Raw genomic sequence first — 19,104 nt, forward strand, 5'->3', positions numbered from 1 at the left:
GGCTGGGACCTTTACAAGCATTCCTGCAATAACCGTTAGGATGGTAACGAGGAATGGGAAAAATGCCCACGGAATAAAACTTAATGGATTAATTTGTAAGGTACTAGCGATGAATACCCCAGAAACACTCCATGGGACAATTGCGTTGACTGCGGCCCCTGCGTCATTGAGAATCCGAGTTAAATCAACCCGTTTTAAGCCTAATTTATCAAATGACGGGAGAAATGATTGACCGGGAAGAATAATTGCAAGGTAGTGTTCCCCAACAAGGAGGTTAACCCCAATACAGGTAAGGGTTGTGGAGAATGCTAATCGACCAGGCGTTTTTACAATCCCAGTTAAGTGATTAATGATGGCGCTAATAATATTGAACTTGATCAATAAGCCACCTAAAGCAAGCGCGAAGATAATTAGGGCTAGAGAAGTAAGCATACTAGAGATACCACCTTTAGAAAGCAATGTATCGATTGTTTTATCACCGATATGGGAAACGTAACCAGTCATAATAGTATTGGTAATAGTAGTAAGGCTGGTTTTAGGTGCATGAATCCAGCCAAGTACGACCGCAAAGAGTGAGCCAAGGCCAAGGGAAGGGATAGCTGGAACTTGGAAAATGGCTAACACGATTAGGAGAAGAACAGGGAGAAGAGCCCATCCTGAGATCCAGAACCCATTTTGTAAACCGGCCATCATTTGGTGAACGGCGCCTAAGCTAACATTTTTGGAGTTCAATCCTAGGAAGGTGTAAAGAATAAGACAGATTGCCCAGGCAGGAATATCGGTGGTGAGTAGGGATTTAATGTGCTTGTAGATACTGATTTCACCAACACTGGCAGCAAGGTTTGTAGTTCCTGAAAGCGGGGAAATATTCGAACCACAAAAGGCCCCTGAAACAATTACTCCCGCAGTTAAACCGGGGTTAATTTTAAGGGTTGCACCAATGCCAATAAAGGCGATCCCCATTGTCGATACAGTTGTAAATGAGCTTCCGCAAGCGACCCCAACAAGGGTACAAACGATAAAAACTGTTGGTAAGAAGAACTTTACAGAAATAATTTCAAACCCAAAGTACATAATTGTCGGAATAGTTCCTGAGAAAATCCAGGTAGCAATTAAGACACCGATAGAAAGAAAGATAATGAGGGGGTCAACACCGGCTCTCAAACCATGACGCATTCCATTCATTATTGTATCCCATTTAAATCCACGAATTCGCCCGTAAACAGCAAGCAAAACAAATGAAATAAATAGTGGTGCTTGTGGTTCTTGGTGTTTAAAAATAATGGGGTAGCCTAAGATACATAATATTACGCCAAGAATAAGTAGGCTTTCGGTGAAACTAATTATCGGTTCCGACTTATTAGTAGTTTTTTTTAGGATTTTCATTGTGTAACTCTCCTTATTTTTTAATAAAAAATACCAACTGGATCAGCGGCATTTGCTTAATCTAGTTGGTATTACGGTAGTATAAAAAATCGCGGAAAACTACACGCCCTTACTAGATCAATGTACCTAGCAAAGGACTCATTAAAACAACCCTGCTTAGGTACGAACACCGCTGTCCGTACCTAAATGAGTACAGACAATTATGCACGGTAAGCATAGTTGTTATAATACTTGGTTGAAGTTAATGAGTATTGAATCATGTTAGTCGTTCCTTTCAAGTTAAGTTGTAATTATTAAAACATTCTAATTCAAATTTGTCAAACTCTAATTTTAGAATTCACCAGAAATATCCTTATCAGAAAATGAATGAGGATCAGGGACAAAAGAAATATCAGTGTCAATTATCCCAAATTTTTCTCGCATTACATTTTCGATGTGTTCTGATAATTGGAAACTTTTGAGAATCGTCATTTTAGCGTTAACCATCACGGAAGCATCAAGCGTGACCACGTTTCCGTTATAGTGAGCTTTTAGTTCGACAACTTTTACAACGTGCGGAATATTGGTGATTGTTTGGCGGTATTCCTGTTCAGCCCGGGGATCAAAGTAGTCGGTTAAGTTAAGACTGCTTTCAAAGAAAATTTTTAGTCCAGAATATAGAATAAAGAAACCGACGACAATACTGGTAGCACCATCAAGCCAACGAAGGTTAAAGAGGAGGGCACCACCAATTGAAATCAAGGTTCCAATACTTGTGAAGGCATCGCTCAGGCTATCTTGGGCAGAAGCAAGCAACGCGGCGTTTTTTAACTTAAGTCCTGTTTGTCGATTCATATACCAAACGACTAACATAATAACTGACGCGATCCCCGCCCCGATCAATGCGACTGGTTGTGGAACTACTCGACTTGCAGGATTGAGGAGACTTTTAATGCCATCGATGATAACGCTTAAAGCAATCGCAACCATAACGACCGCTGTGACAAGGGAAAAAATTGTCTCATAACGCCAACGAACAAATTGTACTCGTTGGTCAGACCCCATATGTGCTTGATAATTTCCAGAAGGTAGCCGTGCGCCAATGATATCATCATCATCGACATCCTGGGCGATGTGTAAGCCCATCATCAGTAAAAAGGTCGAGATAATTCCCGAAAGGTTGTTGAAAGCATCGGCCCGTAATGTCTGCGATTTACTTATTTCAGCCAACCAGTACTCAATTATTGAAATAACAACATAAGCAACCAAGTTATAGATTAAATGGTGTTGGGAAGCTCGAATCTTTGCTAGTTCGGTTGCTTGCGTTTTTTCCCAGTTATTCATTTCTTCGGTTGTATGTCTTTTAAATTTAGTCATTAATTTAAGAACTTCCTTGGTTAATAAAATCAGTTTAATTGTAACGCAAAAAATAAAAGCCGAGAAAACGATTTTCTCAGCTTTTACTAAAAATAATAATGAAAATAATTGCTAGGCCCGGTTATTAATTACGTGGGCGCATGTTGCAATAATCAGTCCCATAAAACTTACTACAGCGATCATATTACTCATAATTGACATCATATTGAACAACTCCTTTACATAATTAAAATATTTTTTACAGCACAACCAATTACAGTTGCCTTTTTGGAAAACAAATTATAATAATTGTTTTCCCCTCTCCACCAAGTATTGTAACAGGTCTAAGCAGTAGTGACGATAATAATTAGCTAAGCTTTTAATGAGCTTTTTTACGAAAGGAAGGAATGATTATAAGCAAAATATTATAAGTAACTATCATATGAATTAATAAATTTTAATTCTTAAGAAAAATCGAGTTATTTCTTTATAAAGTTAAGTTATCCGGCTAATCCGTTTAATTCTTTTAAGACTAGAGGAAATTTTATGAAGCCGTCACTAGTTAAAAAGTGCCCGCCTTTTTCTTTAACTATGAGTTTTGCTCTAATTTTATTAGCGACCGCAATGCTATTTTGATAAGGAACGATTGGGTCATCTTTATAAGTATGCGTTCTTCATTATTACGACTCCTATTTCATAAAGTGTTTCAATACTACCATGCCGATGATTAATAATAAAATGGCAATCGAATTAGTAAGAATTTCATAAGGCTGACCGTGGGCGGCAATTAGTCCCCGGATTAAAGCCATAATTCCTAAGCTTAATAGAAAATCGACCGCAATCCGGCCATGATGTTTTAGCGCGGCAATTATCATTGTCATAAATGAAAAGAAAAGAAAGAAGACGATAACGCGATCCAAAATCTTAAAAATGACATGGTCCGTATTTCCCGCTTGCATAAGAGGAATCAGCGAAAAAGTTTCCGTAAATAAAATAATAGTTAATAAAATTCCTAGAATTGCTAGTGCACCGATTGTACATAGACGCAAAATATGACTAAAATTAGCTGCTAATTTATATATTTTTTTCATTCTCTAATACTCCTCAAGAAAACGCTTTATCTATAGAATAGCAATGATCAAGAAATTTAGCTAATATTTAACAAAATAGCTATTAAAAATATGCGATACTTAAAGGTAGAGGATAAAAGGAGGAGTGAGAAATGCGAAAACCCTTTATTGCAGCTAATTGGAAGATGCATAAAAATGTCCAAGAATCGGTTGAATTTGTGGACGCAATTAAAGGAAAACTACCGGATCCGCAAGAAATTGAAGTCGGAATTGCGGCTCAAGCTTTTGCATTACCCAGTATGGTTCACGCTGCTGATGATTCAGGATTAAAGATAATCGCGCAAAACGCGGCGGCTGAATATTCGGGAGCTTTCACTGGTGAAATTAGCTTACGAGGTTTAGCTGACGCTGGCGTTTCATATGTAATGTTAGGACATATTGAACGTCGCCATTTATTCCACGAGGATAATGAGTTGGTTAATCGGAAAGTATTAGCAGCCCTCCAAATGGGTGTTACCCCGATAATTTGTACGGATGAAACGATGGTCCAGAAAGAAGTTAATGGTGAAATCCACTACGTTTTCCAACAATTGATGAGCGTATTGAGGGGCGTTTCTCTTGATCAAATTAAAAATGTAGTCGTTTCCTATGAACCAAGTTGGGCAGTAGGATATGGTCAGCACGCTAATCCAGTTCTTGCTGAAGAAGGATGCCGCCAAATTCGACGAACGATTGCTGACAATTATACATATGAGATTGCTGATAAGATCCGGATCCTATATGGTGGCAGTGTCAATCCAGATAATATCGGAATGATTATGAACAAGCCAGATGTGGATGGGGTATTAATCGGCCGGGCAAGTTTAGATGTTGATAATTTCTTGCGGATGGTCAATTATTTAAAAAAGGACCAAGAAAAATAAAAAAAGTCTTTCTCTTTACTGTCATTTTGTGTTATAGTTATTAACAGTTGTTATGGCGGTATTGGTGAAGTTTGGTTAACACACCGGTTTGTGGGTCCGGCACGCGTGGGTTCGAATCCCACATACCGCCCTGACCTAGCGCGATGGCAAAGGATTTTTCCTTTGCCATCGCGCTTTTTGCATTCTCTGTTTTATGAATTTTAATTGATAACATTAAAGAAAGTAACTTAAAATAGAAACGGTATAAGGTGGAGAAAGAAAAAGGGGCTTTAATTATGAAAAACGTACAAATTGGTGGAACAAGCTGGGAAGTATCGAATGTTGCATTGGGTATTATGCGAATGGGGACATTAGCAGTGCCCAAAGCGATCGATGCCTTAGAAGCCGCCCACGATGCTGGAATAAACTTTATTGATTCAGCTGATATTTATGGCAACGACCCACAGTTAGGACGCGGATCTTCGGAAATTCATTTTGGTGAAGCGTTAAAGAAAAGCAGTCTTACTCGTGATGACTTTTATATTCAGTCAAAGGGAGGCCTTTTTGCGAACGCGGATAACAAAATAACGCGGTATGATTCATCAAAGAAGCATTTAATTGCTGCTGTTGATGGGATTTTGCAACGGATGGGAATTGATTATCTTGATTCATTTTTGATTCATCGTCCAGACCCCTTAATGGAACCCGCGGAGATAGCAGAAGCCTTTGACCAACTTCAAGCATCTGGGAAAGTCCGCCATTTTGGAGTATCGAATTTTAACCCGCAACAAATTGCGTTCCTTCAATCAGCAACTAATCAACGACTTTTGATTGATCAGGTACAGTTTGGCTTAAAACATACAGGGATGATTGACTTTGGCCTTCATACAAACATGACTGATGATGCTGCAATCAACCATGACGGTGGCCTATTAGAATATACGCAACGTAAACGGATGACGATTCAAACATGGTCACCTTTCCAATACGGCACATTTGCTGGGATATTTATTAATAATGATCAATTCTCTGAACTAAACACAATGTTAGAAACACTTGCGCAAAAATATAAGGTAAGTAAAAATGCAATTGCCGTTGCATGGATTTTACGTCACCCTGCGCATATGCAAGTGTTGCTTGGCACTATGACGCCAGCTCATATTATTGACAGTGCTAGGGGGAGCGATATTACGTTGACGAGTCAAGAATGGTATGACCTATATCTTGCGGCCGGGAATGATTTGCCATAATGAAAAAAGATTATCTCCAGTTCTATCAGCATATTACAGCTCCGTTTTATCGACACCCGTGGACAATTCCTTTATTACGAGCGATTAATAAATTTGTTGTGTGGATTATGTACGTTGCCTATATCGTTATATTGGTGTGGGTAGGGAAAAATGATGTCTTAAAAGCAGGCCCTTTTCTGCTTATTCCTGGCATTGGCTTTATCCTACTTTCTTTTATTCGCCAACGGATTAATGCGCCACGACCATATGAAAAATTTCCGATTAATCCCTTAATTTTACGGCAAAAAACTGGTGATTCACTGCCTAGTCGTCATGTTTTTTCGGCGACTGTTATTGCGATGTGTGGATTAAGGTTAAATTTGATTTTAGGAATGATCTTACTCACTTTAACTGTTGTTTCAGCTATTACGAGAGTGATTGGCGGAGTTCATTTTCCTCGTGATGTTGTTATCGGGTTTGTTTGTGGCTTTATTTGTGGTTTGTTTTTATTTCTTGTCTAATTTTTAGAAAGGTGTATTTCATGGACAATTCAGTCTTGCAAGACGCAATTTTGAATGGGCTTATTAGTAATCAATATCAAGGCAATACGTTACTAGGTCCGCAATTATTAACCAATAATCAATCATCGACAATTTGGCAAACGTTACGGCACGAATTGCTGTCATGTAAAAACTTTACGTGGTCAGTCGCCTTTATTACGTTAGACATGTTGGTTCCATTTAAGGCGGTGATGGCTGACTTAGCACAGCAGGGAGTACGTGGGACCATCATTACCAGTGATTATTTGAACTTTAATCACCCCGCGATGTTTGAAGAATTGCAAAAAATTCCTAATTTAACGGTCAGGATTGCTGATATTAATGGATTTCACACTAAGGGGTATTTATTTGATCATGGGGAATATCAGACCGTAATTATTGGGAGTGCTAATTTTACACGGTCTGCTTTGTTAGTTAATAAGGAGTGGAATTTGAAATTAAGTTCCCGCCAAGAAGGAAGCCTTTTTCAACAACTAACGGCGGAATTAAATGCTGTTAAACATGAGAGTACTGCTCTAACGTCAGATTGGATTGTGGAGTATCGCAAGAATTGGCAACCACCAAAGACTAGGGTGACGCAACCGGAAAAATTAAAACCAATTGAGCCTAATCAAATGCAACAGGCTGCTTTAGGACAATTAAGTACTCTGATAAAAACTGGCGCTAAAAAAGGACTGGTCGTTTCAGCAACTGGAACTGGAAAAACATATCTAGGGGCGTTTGCGGTAAAAAAATATCAACCGCGTCGTTTCTTATATATCGTTCATCGAGAACAGATTGCCAAAAAATCGTTAGCTAGTTTTCAACGAGTTATTGGTGGAAAGAAAACTGATTATGGGTTACTGACAGGTAATCGCCATGATTGGAATGCTAAATATTTATTTGCAACTGTCCAAACACTGAGCCAGCAATCAGTTCTGGATAAGCTCAAAGCGACCGAATTTGATTACATTTTGATCGATGAGGCCCATCGCGCAGCAGCACCTAGTTATCAACGAATTTTAAACCACTTTATCCCGCAGTTTTGGTTGGGGATGACTGCAACCCCTGAACGAATGGATAATCAAGATGTGTTTAAGTTATTTGATTATCATTTGGCCTACGAAATTCGTCTGAAAGATGCATTGGCTGCTAAAATGTTAACTCCCTTTCATTATGTAGGGGTCACCGATTATGAAGTTGATGGCGAAGTTATTACTGAGACTTCTAAGTTAAATCAATTGATTGCTGCAAAACGGGTTAATTATGTTCTTAGTCAATTAGACTACTATGGATACTGTGGGGAGCAGCCTCGTGGATTAGTATTTTGTAGTCGGCAGACAGAAGCAAAAGAATTGGCAGTTCAATTTAATGCGGCTGACCATCCTGCGATTGCATTAACGAATCAAAGTAGCAGTCAAGAGCGGGCAAAGGCAGTTGAACAATTGGAAGCAGGAAAGATTGAGTATATTATTACCGTCGATCTTTTTAATGAAGGAGTCGATATTCCATCAGTAAATCAGATTGTAATGATGCGCAATACCCAGTCACCAATTGTTTTTACCCAACAACTAGGGCGCGGATTGCGTAAATACCCTGGTAAAGATTTTGTGACAGTAATTGATTTTATTGGAAATTATCAGCATAACTACATGATTCCTCTTGCGCTTAATCAGGATAATAGTCGAAGTAAGGATCAAGCGCGTCGTGAAGTTAAGGTACCAACTAATTTTGATGTTTCAACTATTAACTTTACGAAGGTTGCCGAAGAACAAATTTTAGCTTCTCTTGATAAGGTTAAATTGGACTCGATGCGTGAATTACGGCAGGCATACCATGATTTAACTAACCAACTAGGGAAAACACCGTTGCTGAATGACTTTTATCGTTATGGTTCGGTTGATCCCCGAGTATTTGCGCAAAATACCCAACTCAACCATTATGGTGACTTTTTAGAGAAGATGGGGACCGAACTTAAATTAACTAATTATGAGCGACAAGTACTGGCCTTTTTAACTAAAGAGCTTCTTAATGGTAAACGGCCACATGAATTGATCTTCCTTCAATGTTTACTCCGCGGGACGTGTTCAATTGATGCTTTTAAAGCAAAACTAGAGCAGCAAAATATTCGTGTTACACCAGCTGTTTTACAATCAGTTGATGATATTTTAAGCTTGCAATTCTTTAATGTAAAAGCTGGTAAACAGTTAAAAAAGGATCAGTATGGCGGACAGCCGATTGTTGATCATCCAGATTTATTAACGTATCAGTTAAATTCAAAAATTCGAGCAGGACTAGAAAGTCACAATGATTTCAAGCGCTTGTTTACCGATGTATTAACAACGGGACTTGAAATCGCTAAGCAATATGATTTTAAGCAAGTGTTTACTCTTTATCAGCAATATGATCGAAAAGATGTTTGTCGCTTATTAAATTGGCCCCTCGACGTAAGTGCTCCGTTATATGGGTACCGAGTAGCAGAAGATGTTTGTCCAATTTTCATTACCTACCATAAGGATGCGGAAGAAAAAAGAAATGCTATCTATAATAATCAATTACAAGATGGCCGTTCATTGCGCTGGTACACACGGACGCCTCGTCATCTTTCATCTGATGAAGTGCAGCGGTTGCTTGCAGGGGTAAAAGAGGGCAAACCACAAGTAAAGTTACACTTATTTGTCAAACAGAGCGATGCGGTTGGCAAGGAATTTTATTATTTAGGTCCCGCTTATATTCAACCGGACTCAGTAAAAGAAGAATTGGTTGGTCCAAAGAAAAAAGCAGCAGTGGGGATGGATTTAGTCTTAGAACATCCGCTAACCCCGGCGATGATGAATCTATTAGTGATGTAAACGCAACCATATTGCTTTTGTTTTTTACTAAATCTTCTATAATTAAAGACGAAGAAAGAAGATGAATATTATGGCAAAAGGAAAGGTAAAAACTAGCGATAAGCGTTCAGTTCGGGATGTTAAATTAGATGAATTAGCTGGCTTATTAAATGAATATGATGTCAACACAATGGGGGCCCTAGTAAAGTCCTTAAAGAAGAGTCAAAAGAAGAATAAGCAAAGCAAGAAAGATGAATTACGCGATACCATTGAACGGCAACAAGAACATATTGATGAACAAAAGGATACGATTGATCAACTTAATAATCATATCTCCAAATTAATTGATCGTCTTGATACTAAGCTGTAGAAAAATGAGGCTGAGAAAAAACTTTTGTTTTTTCAACAGCCTCGTTTTTTATACGAATATTGTTACGATATCGTGGAACTAGCCTTGAGCCTTGTCGAGAAAATTATTTCCCACTTCCATTTTTAATCATTCTTTTTTATTTACTGGTTGTTTAAATAAATCATTGAACGCTTCACTGATTGTTGGGTGGGTATAGATTTGGTCACGAAGCATTTGATAGGGGAGTTTTGCCTGCATTGCCAGAACAATCATGTTGATAATTTCTTGCGCTTCCTGGACATAAAGGGTAGCCCCAATAATTAAGTTCGTTTGTGGATCGACCAATACCTTAAGCAGTCCACGGGTATCCTTCAATACTTTTGCTTTTGGAATTGCAGCAGCTGGCATCTTAAAGAGCAAGTACTTTTTCCCTTGTTTTTGTGCTTCTTTTTCTGTTAAACCGACTTGTGCAAGGGAAGGTTCAATAAAGACATTGGTTGGGACAACTAAACGATCACTAACTCGCCGTTCCTTGTTACCGAATAATTCCTCTTTAATAATCCGGAAATCATCAAGTGAAATGTAAGTAAATTGGGGACCACCTTTAACATCTCCGATTGCCCACACATTAGGAACGCTAGTGTGGAGGAGATCATCGACAACAATTGCCCCGTTTTTAGCGACCTTAATATCTGTATTTTGCAAATCAAGGGCCGCTGTTGCAGGTTTTCGGCCTGTTGCCACTAAAATTTTATCAGCAAAAATGGTTGTTTCACGATTATCAGTTCTGGCAAAAGTAATCGCAGCTTGATCATCTTGTTCGCCAATCGCTTTAATATCAACCCCAACTTCAAAGCGAACCCCGTTATCCTTAAAGTTTTGGATTACCATTTCAGCCACATCATCATCTTCACGTGGTAGTAAAGTCTGATGGTGATCAAGAACCGTGACGTGTGAACCAAAGGAAGTGAACATATTTGCGAATTCAAGACCAATGTAACCGCCACCGATAATCACGAGTTCACGTGGTAACTTAGGCTGATCCATCGCTTGAGTAGAATTCATAAGAAATCGACTATCTTTTAATCCAGGAATGTCGGGGATGGTTGGTGTTGCACCAGTATTGATGAAAATATGTTCGCCCTTGTAGGAAAGCGTTTGCCCATCTGGAGTTTGCACATCAATCGTGTGGTTACCAGTAAAATGAGCGGTTCCATCTAAAACAGTGATATGATCTTCACTTGCTAACATTTGATAATTCTTTTGGCGGAGTTGGGATGTCATCACATTTTTTCCATCGACTGCGTCTTCAAATGAGGTTCCATTAGCAGCTTCAATAATTAGCCGTTTGGAGGGAAGGCAAGCAATATTAATGCAGGTTCCCCCGTACATTTGCTTCGATTTTTCAATAACAAGCACTTGTTCCCCATGTTGAGCGAGAAACTTCGCAAGCGTTTTTCCGCCCTTGCCAAACCCGATAATAATATTCTTGACTGTTTCCATTAAAAGGCCTCCAAAGTTGAAATTATTTTACATACTTTGAAATTATACTAAGAATAAACGTTTTGTCACTTAAAACGCTTAAATAAGACAAATATGCAGTTTGCATTTTACTGAACAAAGTGTTAGGATAATATCGTAAATATATTAGTCCCAACTGCAGTCAGAACTTGTATATTAAAGAAAAACGTATTATATAAACATTGTACATTATTGATCATAAAGAGTGTGCTATCGAAATAAAACGTTTTACTGATTTACAAAAAGTTTTGATTGAGGAGAGATTATAATGAAAGCTGCACATTTAGTAGAACACCCCAAAAAAGTAAATGAAAAGAAAACAGTTATTCAAGAGACCAAGTTTATCGACATCTTGAGTAAAGTTGCAACAGTTGTAGCTATTTTGATGTATGTATCTTACATTTCACAGATTAAGAATAATTTGGCAGGAAATTATGGTGCTCCTTTACAACCATTAGTGGCAGCGCTTAACTGTACGTTATGGTGCATTTATGCTTACTTCAAACAACAACGTGATTGGCCAGTCTTCTGGGCAAATTTCCCTGGCATTATTTTTGGCTTAATCACCTTTATCACATGTTTACATTAGGAAAAATAGGATTGAGGGAAAATGAGATTTTCTCCAATCCTATTTTTTATACGCTAATTCTCGACTCTATGATATAATGAATCGAACATATGTTTAGAGGTGAGTAGAGATGCTAAAAGATGGGATGCCAGTAGTTCACTTTAGTTCTTTTGCGCCGGTGACAGAGATGATTTTACAGTCGTTGCCGGTTGAAAGGAACAAAGAGGCTCAGAAGGCGCCAGCCATTAAAAACTTTGATTAATTGCGTCAACGATTAAATAGTCAAGCACGATTTCTTATTTTGGACCTTGAGTTTTTTCAAGATCAGCAGAAGCATCGAAATGGAGTTGCCCAGATTGCAGGGAGAATGTTTGAAACACAAAGCAGCTTTAATTACTACCTCTATGCCCAGAATATGTCTGCTGAGCGGCAATTGGCTTTTTTACGACAATATGACCTTCGCCTTTCGGAAGTAAATGAATATGAGGTTAGACAGATTTTTAACCGGATTTTTCATTTCATTGCGGTAGAACGCCCCGACTATATTGTGAGTTGGGATAATGGAACTGACTTTGAATCGTTGAATTATGAAGCAAATCGATTAAAGATTAGGAAAGAGGATCGTCCTTGGCGCACAATTCAGTCGTTAGATCTGGAAAAATTAGTTGCTAAAGAAGTATGGAAAAGTAAAAGTGGGATCAGTCTGGAAAAGATGTGTCGGTTGTTGCATCTTCCTCGGGTTAAATACCATCAAGCCCAAAATGATGTGATAGCGATTGAACAAATCTTGAAATTTTATGCTCGCGATTTAGAGCGTGAATTAAATTATCGCTGATCATTACCAAAACTTAAAATTTAGTTCATGATTTATCCCGATTGACTTTTTATAATTAGTAACAATTGAAAGAAGGTGAACGAGATAAATTTCATTTTTCGACTGCTTAAGCGGATATTTATAATAGGACTTTTAGTAGGTGGAGGATGGCTTTATTTCAATGATGCACGGGTTCAAGCAACTGCAAACCAAACTGCATGGAACGTTCGTGATCGTATTGCTAAGTTAATTGGTAAAGACGATACAAATTCAAACGATAATTCTAATCTGCACTTAAACGATGCAAATAACGGTTCTTCTAAAAATGAACAAGAACCAACGACAGAACAACAAACGAGTACACAAACTTCGATTCCGTCTACTGGACGATGGGCGACTAATCAAGCAACGGTTTATGTAAATACAAATAATGCTCAACTTGATGCAGCTACTAATACTGCAATTCAAAACTGGAATCAAACCGGGGCATTTACATTCAAACCAGTAAACAATCAAAGTAAAGCGGATATTGTTGTAACGACGATGAACCGCTCTGATTCAAATGCTGCTGGGTTAACGAAGACGTCCTCGAATTCGTTGACAAGAAGATTTATGCATGCAACGGTGTATTTAAATACATATTATTTAACTGACCCAAGCTATGGCTATAGTCAGGAACGAATTGTTAATACAGCCGAACACGAACTGGGACATGCGATTGGACTTGATCATACCAATGCTGTTTCGGTAATGCAGCCTGCTGGATCATTCTATACGATTCAACCAGATGATGTGCAAGCGGTACAAAAACTATATACTAATAATAAATAAAAATAGCGGGACTGAAAGAAGTGAATTTCTCTCAGCCTCGCTATTATATTTAGTCTGTCATTTTCCGCGCTTTTAGTGCCCACAGGATAGAAACAGTATCAATTATTTCCTGTAACATGGCGCCGAAAAAGGCTGGAATAATTCCGGTACTAGCAATAAGCATTAAGATAGTACAGATTGCAATTCCGATTAGGACCGCTTGTTTTGCGATTCGCAGAGTTTCCTGAGAAATGCTAACGGCTTTTGCGACTCGCAAAAGGTCGTCTTTTAGGATGACAACTGCAGCAGATTCACTAGCAGCAGTTGATCCGTGAGCCCCCATTGCAATTCCAACATCAGCTGTCACAAGAGAAGGTGCGTCATTTACGCCATCGCCAACCATGAAAACAGGATGTTCATTTGTTGGAATGGCTTTGAGTGCATTGATTTTATCTTGTGGAAGAAGATCGGCTTTAACTTGGGTGATCCCTACTTGTTGAGCAACTTTATCTGCAATAACAGCTTGGTCGCCAGTTAACATTAATAGATTGGTAACACCAAGCTGTTTTAACTGGTCCATTGTTTGCTTTGCTTCAGGACGAATATGGTCGATAAAAGTGATTGCGCCATAGTATTGCCCATCAACGCTCACATAGATAGCTGTTACTGCCAAAATCTGGTCAAGATTTTCAGGTGATACGAATTTTAATTTTCCTACTTTAACTTCCTGTCCATCAACAGTTGCTAAAATTCCTTTACCGGTTATTTCTTTAAGTTGATCAACGGTTGATAAGGGAATGTTATACGCAGTGGCGTAAGAAAGCAGTGAGCGTGCTAGGATATGTGATGATTGTTGTTCGGCGCTTGCTGCGTAATGGAGAAGCTGGGCTGAATCAATTTTTCCTGTTGGTAAGATTTTATCAACGGTCAATTGACCCCTTGTAATAGTTCCTGTTTTATCAAATGCACCAGTTTTAGCAACCGCTAGTTTCTCCAGTACGCTCCCTGTTTTGACAACAATTCCGTTTCGTGAAGCTCGGCTCATTCCAGAAACCATTGCCACAGGAGCTGCGAGGATTAACGGACATGGTGAAGCGACAACGAGAACTTCCGCAAATCGTTCAGGATGTCCGGAAAGTGCCCATGCAAGTGAAGAGATAATAATAGCAATAATTGTAAATGGTACAGCGTATCGGTCAGCTAATCGAACAAAGTGGGCAGGAGTTGATTCAGCTTCCTTAACCAATTTAACGAGTTGCTGATATTGACTATCTTTTGCTAGCTTGGTGACTTGTAAAGTAGTGGCATTATCACCATTAACTGATCCGGACATCACTTCGTCACCAGCCGTTTTTGAAACTGGCCGTGACTCACCGGTTAATGAAGATTCGTCAAACAAGCCCTCACCATTTTTAATAATTCCATCGACTGGTACTAATTCTCCAGGTTTAACAATAAGCTGATCGCCAACTTTGACATCGTTAACTGAGATATCGTTAGTTTTACCATTGGTGATTAAATGTGCCGTTTGCGGTGAATTATTAAGTAATGCTTTTAATTCAGTACTTGCTTTTTTGGCGGCATAATCTTCTAAGGCATCTCCTCCGGTTAACATTACAAGAATAACCATGGCTGCCCAGTATTCACCAACAGCTAGCGTTGCCACAACAGCCATAATGGCAAGTAAATCAACGCCATATTTACCACTACGAATAGTTTTTATCATGCCAACAAACATTGAAAAAGCAACAATTGCCCCAACGACAGTGACCAAAATTTGTGCAAAGAGGTGTAAATGGAATCCAAATTGGAGTACAACTGCGATTGCGGCAATTACTAAGATGATAATTAATTTTTGCTTATTAGATAGTTTTTTCATAATACCCCCGCTTAGTCCTAATACTTTCTACACTTTAATTATAGAGTTTTTATGCAGTGATATAATAAAAAATTAGAAATATTAAGGGGAACTGGTGAAAAATAATGCAAAATAGCCGATTTTATCAACGAATTTTTGTGTTGATAATTGATTCATTAGGAATTGGAGCAACTGCTGATGCCAATCGTTTTGAGAGTCTAGGGGCTGATACACTAGGTCATGTTGGGGAACATTTTCGGATGCGGTTGCAATTGCCGATTTTTCAGAAACTGGGTCTAGGAAACCTGCACCCAATTATGGGGATGCCTTCGCTTGAAAATCCTCACGCTGCTTATGGGCAAATAAGTTCAATCTCAACGGGCCTAAGTGATCGTGAAAGCCAGTGGGAGATGATGGGCTTGGCAACGACCGCTGAACCTGACATTTTTATTGATGGTGTGCCGTTGGAAATAGCGACTGCTTTTGCGAACAAAGCCATGCGCCCGCTTTTAAGTAATTCGCTACTGAATACTCAGACGGTATTGAAAGATTACGGCCTTGAGCAATTGGCAACAGGTGGTCTGTTATTAGCAACGGCTAGTTCTTCGAGTGTTTGGCTAATTGCACATGAACATACTATTTCGGTTGCCGAATTAAAAGAAGATTGTCAGATTTTGCGAACAATGCTCGATAACTCTCCGTATACTATTGAAAATGTAAATGGCCTTCTTTTTAGTGGCAACCGGCCGACTAATTTTTATCCCCAAGAACTTTATAAGTTTCCCTTAGCTCCACCAAGTCCAACAGTTATTGATTGTCTCCTGAAAGAAGGCTATGCGGTAAAATTAATCGGAAAAAGTGCCCAGTTCTTTGATTTAGCTCGTAAAGAAATAATTGGGAATAATAAGGAGAGTTTTGTTCAGCTACAAGAGCTAATCGACAAAAGATTTACAGGTGTTTGTATAGCAGAAGTAGGAGAGATGGAGCAATTTGGTAAAGCGCGTAATCCTGAAGGCTTTGGAACGGAATTAATGCGGATTGATCACGAACTTACAAAAGTCATCGATAAACTGCAAAATGATGATTTACTGATTGTGACGGGGAACTTCGGGAATGATCCTACTTATCCTGGTGAAAAACATACGCGTGAATACGTACCGTTGCTTGTAACATCTCCGCATCTTAAGCAAAATATTTCTCTTGGTGGCAAAAGTTTTAGCGATATTGGGGCAACAATTCTTGATAATTATGATTTGGGAGATAAGTTGCCAGTTGGTAATAGTTTTTTAAGAGAATTATTTTCTGCATATCAATAAAAGAGGATGGAAAAATTCTGATTTTCCATCCTCTTTTATCTATTTTAACGATGAAATTTATAGTAAATAGCAATTCCCATAATCAAAAGAAGGACAAGGGCAGCAAGACGTGGGTTTGTTTTAAATAATTCGTGCATTGCATGAATTTGTCCAATACCAAGGGGAAGAGTAAACATAGAAAAGACACCCTTTCAAAATTTACTTAAGCGCTTAGTAGTTTTTTATAAGGAATTCTTTCATATCTGTTGGTTGATGTCCAGTGATATGCGCAAAATCGTCAGTAACGCGGTTCATCAAGCCCATTGCAGCTGCTTGGTACATAGAAGCAAGTTCGTTTCCGTCACCCTCAGCAGCGTAAATTTCAGCAAATTTTTTTATAGTAACAGGGTCATAGCCGATTCTTTCACCCGTAACATTAGTCATAATATAGCTAAGTTCTGGCATTGTATAATTCTTGCTCATGGTAAGGAGATAATTTTGACCCTTATCTCGCAAGTATGGTTTGACTGCTACCTTGGCGATAGCTTCAGCACTATCTTGACGGGAAATAAAACTCATTGCCTGGTCACCGACTGGGTAAATGATGTTGTGTCGTTCGATTAATTCTGGAAGGTAAGGAACGAGTGGGTCAGCATATAGCGAATTTTTAACAACAGCATATTTAAGGCCGGAACTGGCAAGCCGGGCAGGTAAGTATGCGTAGTAACCAGCCATTTGGAATGGGTTATTATATTGATCTGCAATAAAACTAACATCAACCAAATTATGAACATCGGCCTTAAACATTGCGGTTAATGAGTTTTCAAATTCATCAATTCGATCCTTAACTAAGTAGGTGATGCTTGGAATGTAGATAACAACATCGATTCCGCTAAAAGCTGCCGTCATCTTAGCGACGTCATGATAGTCAATTGCGGCAATTTCATATCCGGCATCTTTGAATTGGGAAGCTTTGGCAGGATTGTGAACGCCGACGCGGATGTTATCTGGAGATGTAAGTTTGCTTAATTGCTTAACAACGTGTTGACCAAGGTGCCCGGTTGCACCAGTAACCATATACTTCATTATTAGTTCCTTCTTTCTTTTTCAGCATCTTTTATTGCCTGTTTAACACGAATAGTGTCGATTACATCTTGTAAACTGATTCTTGCAAGTTTAGCTTTCGCCGCTATTTCTGCTTGCTGGTAAAATCCGTTAAGTGTCTCTTGAATATTTCCGCCAACGATGCATTGTGGATTTGTTCGTTCATCAATCGTAAATAGATGAGCATCCCCTTCGATCGCAAGAAAAACATCATAGAGTGAGATGCTTTCGGGTGATTTTGCAAGCACTGGATCTGCTGCCCCGTGGACCGTGTTGATTAATCCCGCTTTATTGAGCGCACTCATCAAACGTCGGACGACAACTGGTGAAGTTTCAATGCTGCTAGCGATATTACTACTTGTTAACGGAATAATTCCTTGATAAATATTAATGAAAGCAAGGATATGGATGCTATCACTAAAACGAGTTGAAATTTTCATATTATCATTCCTTTAATTGTGATTGTAATTTATGTAGTTACATGATGTCAAGAGATTAAATTTTATGTTGCCTTGACAATTGTTTTTCTGGGATATAGTATTAGCTTATTGATTGAAACTTTTTGAGTTACAAGTAAGGAGAAAATAAATGAGATTTAAGAAAATCGTTGCTCTTTCATTATTAAGCATTGCTGGTTTACTAGCAGGGACTATTATGCCGGCGGTAGCAAGTGCTGCTAGCAATAAACCAATTATTGTGGGGTCAAAAAACGTCTCAGAAAGTAAGACTGTCAGTGAAATTTACGCGCTTGCGCTTGAGCATGAAGGATATAAGGTTACTCGGAAACCCAATATTTCAAATAATGTAATTTTTAGTGCAACGCAAAAAGGCGAAGTTGACGTTTATCCTGATTATACGGGAACAATCGTGGAAGCATATCTCAAAAAGAAGGGGACTGGCAAGAGTGCTAGTCAAATGGCTAAGCTAGCACACGATGGTATTCAAAAAGACGGCTTAACGACATTTAAATACGCACCAGGTGATAATCGTCAAGGTGTCGCAATGCCAACTAAGGATGCGAAGAAGTACCACATTACTAATTTAAGTGAACTACAAAAGAATGCAAAGAAGATTAACTTTGCTTCACAGGGTGAGTTCGAAAAACGTGCTGATGCCCTTCCAGAAATGAATAAAGTTTATGGTAAGTTTGATTTTAAGTCAATTAAGGACTATGACGTAAATTTACTCTATAAGATTATGGAACAAGGAAAAGCTCAAGCAGCCCCGGTTTCAACAACTGATGGTCAATTAGCAACTAGTAAGTTTACTTTACTAAAGGATAATAAGAATATTTGGCCACCATATAATTTAGTTCCAGTCGTAAATAAAAAAGCTGCCAAAAGTCATCCCAAAATGGAGCAAGCCTTAAATAAGGTTGATGCGAAGTTAACAACTAAGCAATTAACAGATTTAAATAAAAAAGTTAATGTCGACGGGCAGAATTATAAGACTGTGGCTAAAAATTGGTATAATCAAAATATAAAATAAGTGCC

The 19,104-nt window shown here is 38.6% G+C and carries 18 protein-coding genes, 1 tRNA gene and 1 pseudogene (1 of these 20 cut by a window edge); 11 read left to right on the top strand and 9 right to left on the bottom strand.

Annotated elements, in window-relative coordinates; genetic code table 11:
- The 4 genes and pseudogenes from H5S10_RS06140 to psiE all read right to left on the bottom strand — a co-directional run.
- Positions 1 to 1,386: the 5' portion of a Na+/H+ antiporter NhaC family protein gene (locus tag H5S10_RS06140; protein ID WP_182586571.1), read on the bottom strand. 33 nt of this gene lie to the left of the window's left edge; the window shows 1,386 of its 1,419 coding nt (coding positions 1-1,386); the start codon lies at positions 1,384 to 1,386; its stop codon lies beyond the left edge, outside the window.
- Positions 1,387 to 1,716: 330 nt separating this feature from the next.
- A complete protein-coding gene (locus H5S10_RS06145) occupies positions 1,717 to 2,742 on the bottom strand; it encodes a cation diffusion facilitator family transporter (RefSeq protein ID WP_019252273.1) in 1,026 nt (341 codons plus the stop codon).
- A 479-nt stretch (positions 2,743 to 3,221) separates the two neighbouring features.
- A pseudogene (locus H5S10_RS10300) lies at positions 3,222 to 3,386 on the bottom strand (alpha/beta hydrolase); the annotation flags it as partial.
- A gap of 24 nt (positions 3,387 to 3,410) precedes the next feature.
- Entirely contained in the window at positions 3,411 to 3,812 is a 402-nt protein-coding gene (psiE, locus tag H5S10_RS06155; protein ID WP_003665465.1) for a phosphate-starvation-inducible protein PsiE, read from the bottom strand.
- A 131-nt stretch (positions 3,813 to 3,943) separates the two neighbouring features.
- Here psiE and tpiA point away from each other — a divergent pair, with 131 nt between their 5' ends.
- From tpiA to H5S10_RS06185, 6 genes are all read left to right on the top strand, one after another.
- Entirely contained in the window at positions 3,944 to 4,714 is a 771-nt protein-coding gene (tpiA, locus tag H5S10_RS06160) for a triose-phosphate isomerase (protein WP_035151270.1), read from the top strand.
- Between the two features lie 55 nt (positions 4,715 to 4,769).
- Positions 4,770 to 4,844: transfer RNA gene (locus H5S10_RS06165), tRNA-His, on the top strand.
- Positions 4,845 to 4,989: 145 nt separating this feature from the next.
- The gene (locus H5S10_RS06170; RefSeq protein WP_182589069.1) at positions 4,990 to 5,943 is read left to right on the top strand and encodes an aldo/keto reductase; all 954 of its coding nucleotides are present in this window, start codon (positions 4,990 to 4,992) and stop codon (positions 5,941 to 5,943) included.
- The gene (locus H5S10_RS06175; RefSeq protein WP_182589070.1) at positions 5,943 to 6,443 is read left to right on the top strand and encodes a phosphatase PAP2 family protein; all 501 of its coding nucleotides are present in this window, start codon (positions 5,943 to 5,945) and stop codon (positions 6,441 to 6,443) included. The genes H5S10_RS06170 and H5S10_RS06175 overlap by 1 nt, the downstream gene beginning before the upstream one ends.
- 20 nt (positions 6,444 to 6,463) lie before the next feature.
- A complete protein-coding gene (locus H5S10_RS06180) occupies positions 6,464 to 9,313 on the top strand; it encodes a DUF3427 domain-containing protein (protein WP_182589071.1) in 2,850 nt (949 codons plus the stop codon).
- Positions 9,314 to 9,383: 70 nt separating this feature from the next.
- A complete protein-coding gene (locus H5S10_RS06185) occupies positions 9,384 to 9,662 on the top strand; it encodes a hypothetical protein (RefSeq protein WP_231795532.1) in 279 nt (92 codons plus the stop codon).
- A 126-nt stretch (positions 9,663 to 9,788) separates the two neighbouring features.
- Here the strand turns inward: H5S10_RS06185 and H5S10_RS06190 are convergent, their stop codons facing one another.
- Entirely contained in the window at positions 9,789 to 11,144 is a 1,356-nt protein-coding gene (locus H5S10_RS06190) for an FAD-dependent oxidoreductase (protein ID WP_182589072.1), read from the bottom strand.
- Between the two features lie 286 nt (positions 11,145 to 11,430).
- Between H5S10_RS06190 and H5S10_RS06195 the strand changes: the two genes are divergently transcribed.
- From H5S10_RS06195 to H5S10_RS06205, 3 genes are all read left to right on the top strand, one after another.
- Positions 11,431 to 11,751, top strand: coding sequence for a hypothetical protein (locus H5S10_RS06195; RefSeq protein WP_182577639.1), 321 nt, complete (start codon positions 11,431 to 11,433; stop codon positions 11,749 to 11,751).
- 346 nt (positions 11,752 to 12,097) lie between these two features.
- On the top strand, positions 12,098 to 12,565 hold the full coding sequence (locus tag H5S10_RS06200; RefSeq protein WP_231795530.1) for a hypothetical protein: 468 nt from the start codon (positions 12,098 to 12,100) through the stop codon (positions 12,563 to 12,565).
- A 75-nt stretch (positions 12,566 to 12,640) separates the two neighbouring features.
- The gene (locus tag H5S10_RS06205) at positions 12,641 to 13,375 is read left to right on the top strand and encodes a M57 family metalloprotease (protein ID WP_182589073.1); all 735 of its coding nucleotides are present in this window, start codon (positions 12,641 to 12,643) and stop codon (positions 13,373 to 13,375) included.
- Between the two features lie 49 nt (positions 13,376 to 13,424).
- Here H5S10_RS06205 and H5S10_RS06210 read toward each other — a convergent pair whose 3' ends face one another.
- The gene (locus H5S10_RS06210; RefSeq protein WP_182586562.1) at positions 13,425 to 15,233 is read right to left on the bottom strand and encodes a heavy metal translocating P-type ATPase; all 1,809 of its coding nucleotides are present in this window, start codon (positions 15,231 to 15,233) and stop codon (positions 13,425 to 13,427) included.
- Positions 15,234 to 15,337: 104 nt separating this feature from the next.
- Between H5S10_RS06210 and H5S10_RS06215 the strand changes: the two genes are divergently transcribed.
- Complete coding sequence (locus tag H5S10_RS06215) at positions 15,338 to 16,528, top strand: phosphopentomutase (RefSeq protein WP_182589074.1); 1,191 nt, start codon at positions 15,338 to 15,340, stop codon at positions 16,526 to 16,528.
- A 44-nt stretch (positions 16,529 to 16,572) separates the two neighbouring features.
- Here H5S10_RS06215 and H5S10_RS10430 read toward each other — a convergent pair whose 3' ends face one another.
- From H5S10_RS10430 to H5S10_RS06225, 3 genes are read right to left on the bottom strand one after another with little or no spacing between them, the layout of a single operon-like run.
- Positions 16,573 to 16,704 carry a hypothetical protein gene (locus H5S10_RS10430; RefSeq protein ID WP_003667147.1) on the bottom strand — a complete coding sequence of 44 codons (132 nt, stop codon included), beginning with the start codon at positions 16,702 to 16,704 and terminating at the stop codon, positions 16,573 to 16,575.
- Positions 16,705 to 16,738: 34 nt separating this feature from the next.
- Positions 16,739 to 17,593, bottom strand: a complete 855-nt coding sequence (locus H5S10_RS06220) for an NmrA family NAD(P)-binding protein (protein ID WP_182586561.1) — start codon at positions 17,591 to 17,593, stop codon at positions 16,739 to 16,741.
- 2 nt (positions 17,594 to 17,595) lie between these two features.
- A complete protein-coding gene (locus H5S10_RS06225; protein ID WP_182589075.1) occupies positions 17,596 to 18,051 on the bottom strand; it encodes an Rrf2 family transcriptional regulator in 456 nt (151 codons plus the stop codon).
- A 148-nt stretch (positions 18,052 to 18,199) separates the two neighbouring features.
- Here H5S10_RS06225 and H5S10_RS06230 point away from each other — a divergent pair, with 148 nt between their 5' ends.
- Positions 18,200 to 19,099 carry a glycine betaine ABC transporter substrate-binding protein gene (locus tag H5S10_RS06230; RefSeq protein ID WP_003665486.1) on the top strand — a complete coding sequence of 300 codons (900 nt, stop codon included), beginning with the start codon at positions 18,200 to 18,202 and terminating at the stop codon, positions 19,097 to 19,099.
- The last annotated feature ends 5 nt before the right edge of the window (positions 19,100 to 19,104 follow it).

Origin of the sequence: Limosilactobacillus balticus (genome assembly GCF_014145615.1) — a bacterium.
In the GTDB taxonomy this organism is placed as follows: domain Bacteria; phylum Bacillota; class Bacilli; order Lactobacillales; family Lactobacillaceae; genus Limosilactobacillus; species Limosilactobacillus balticus.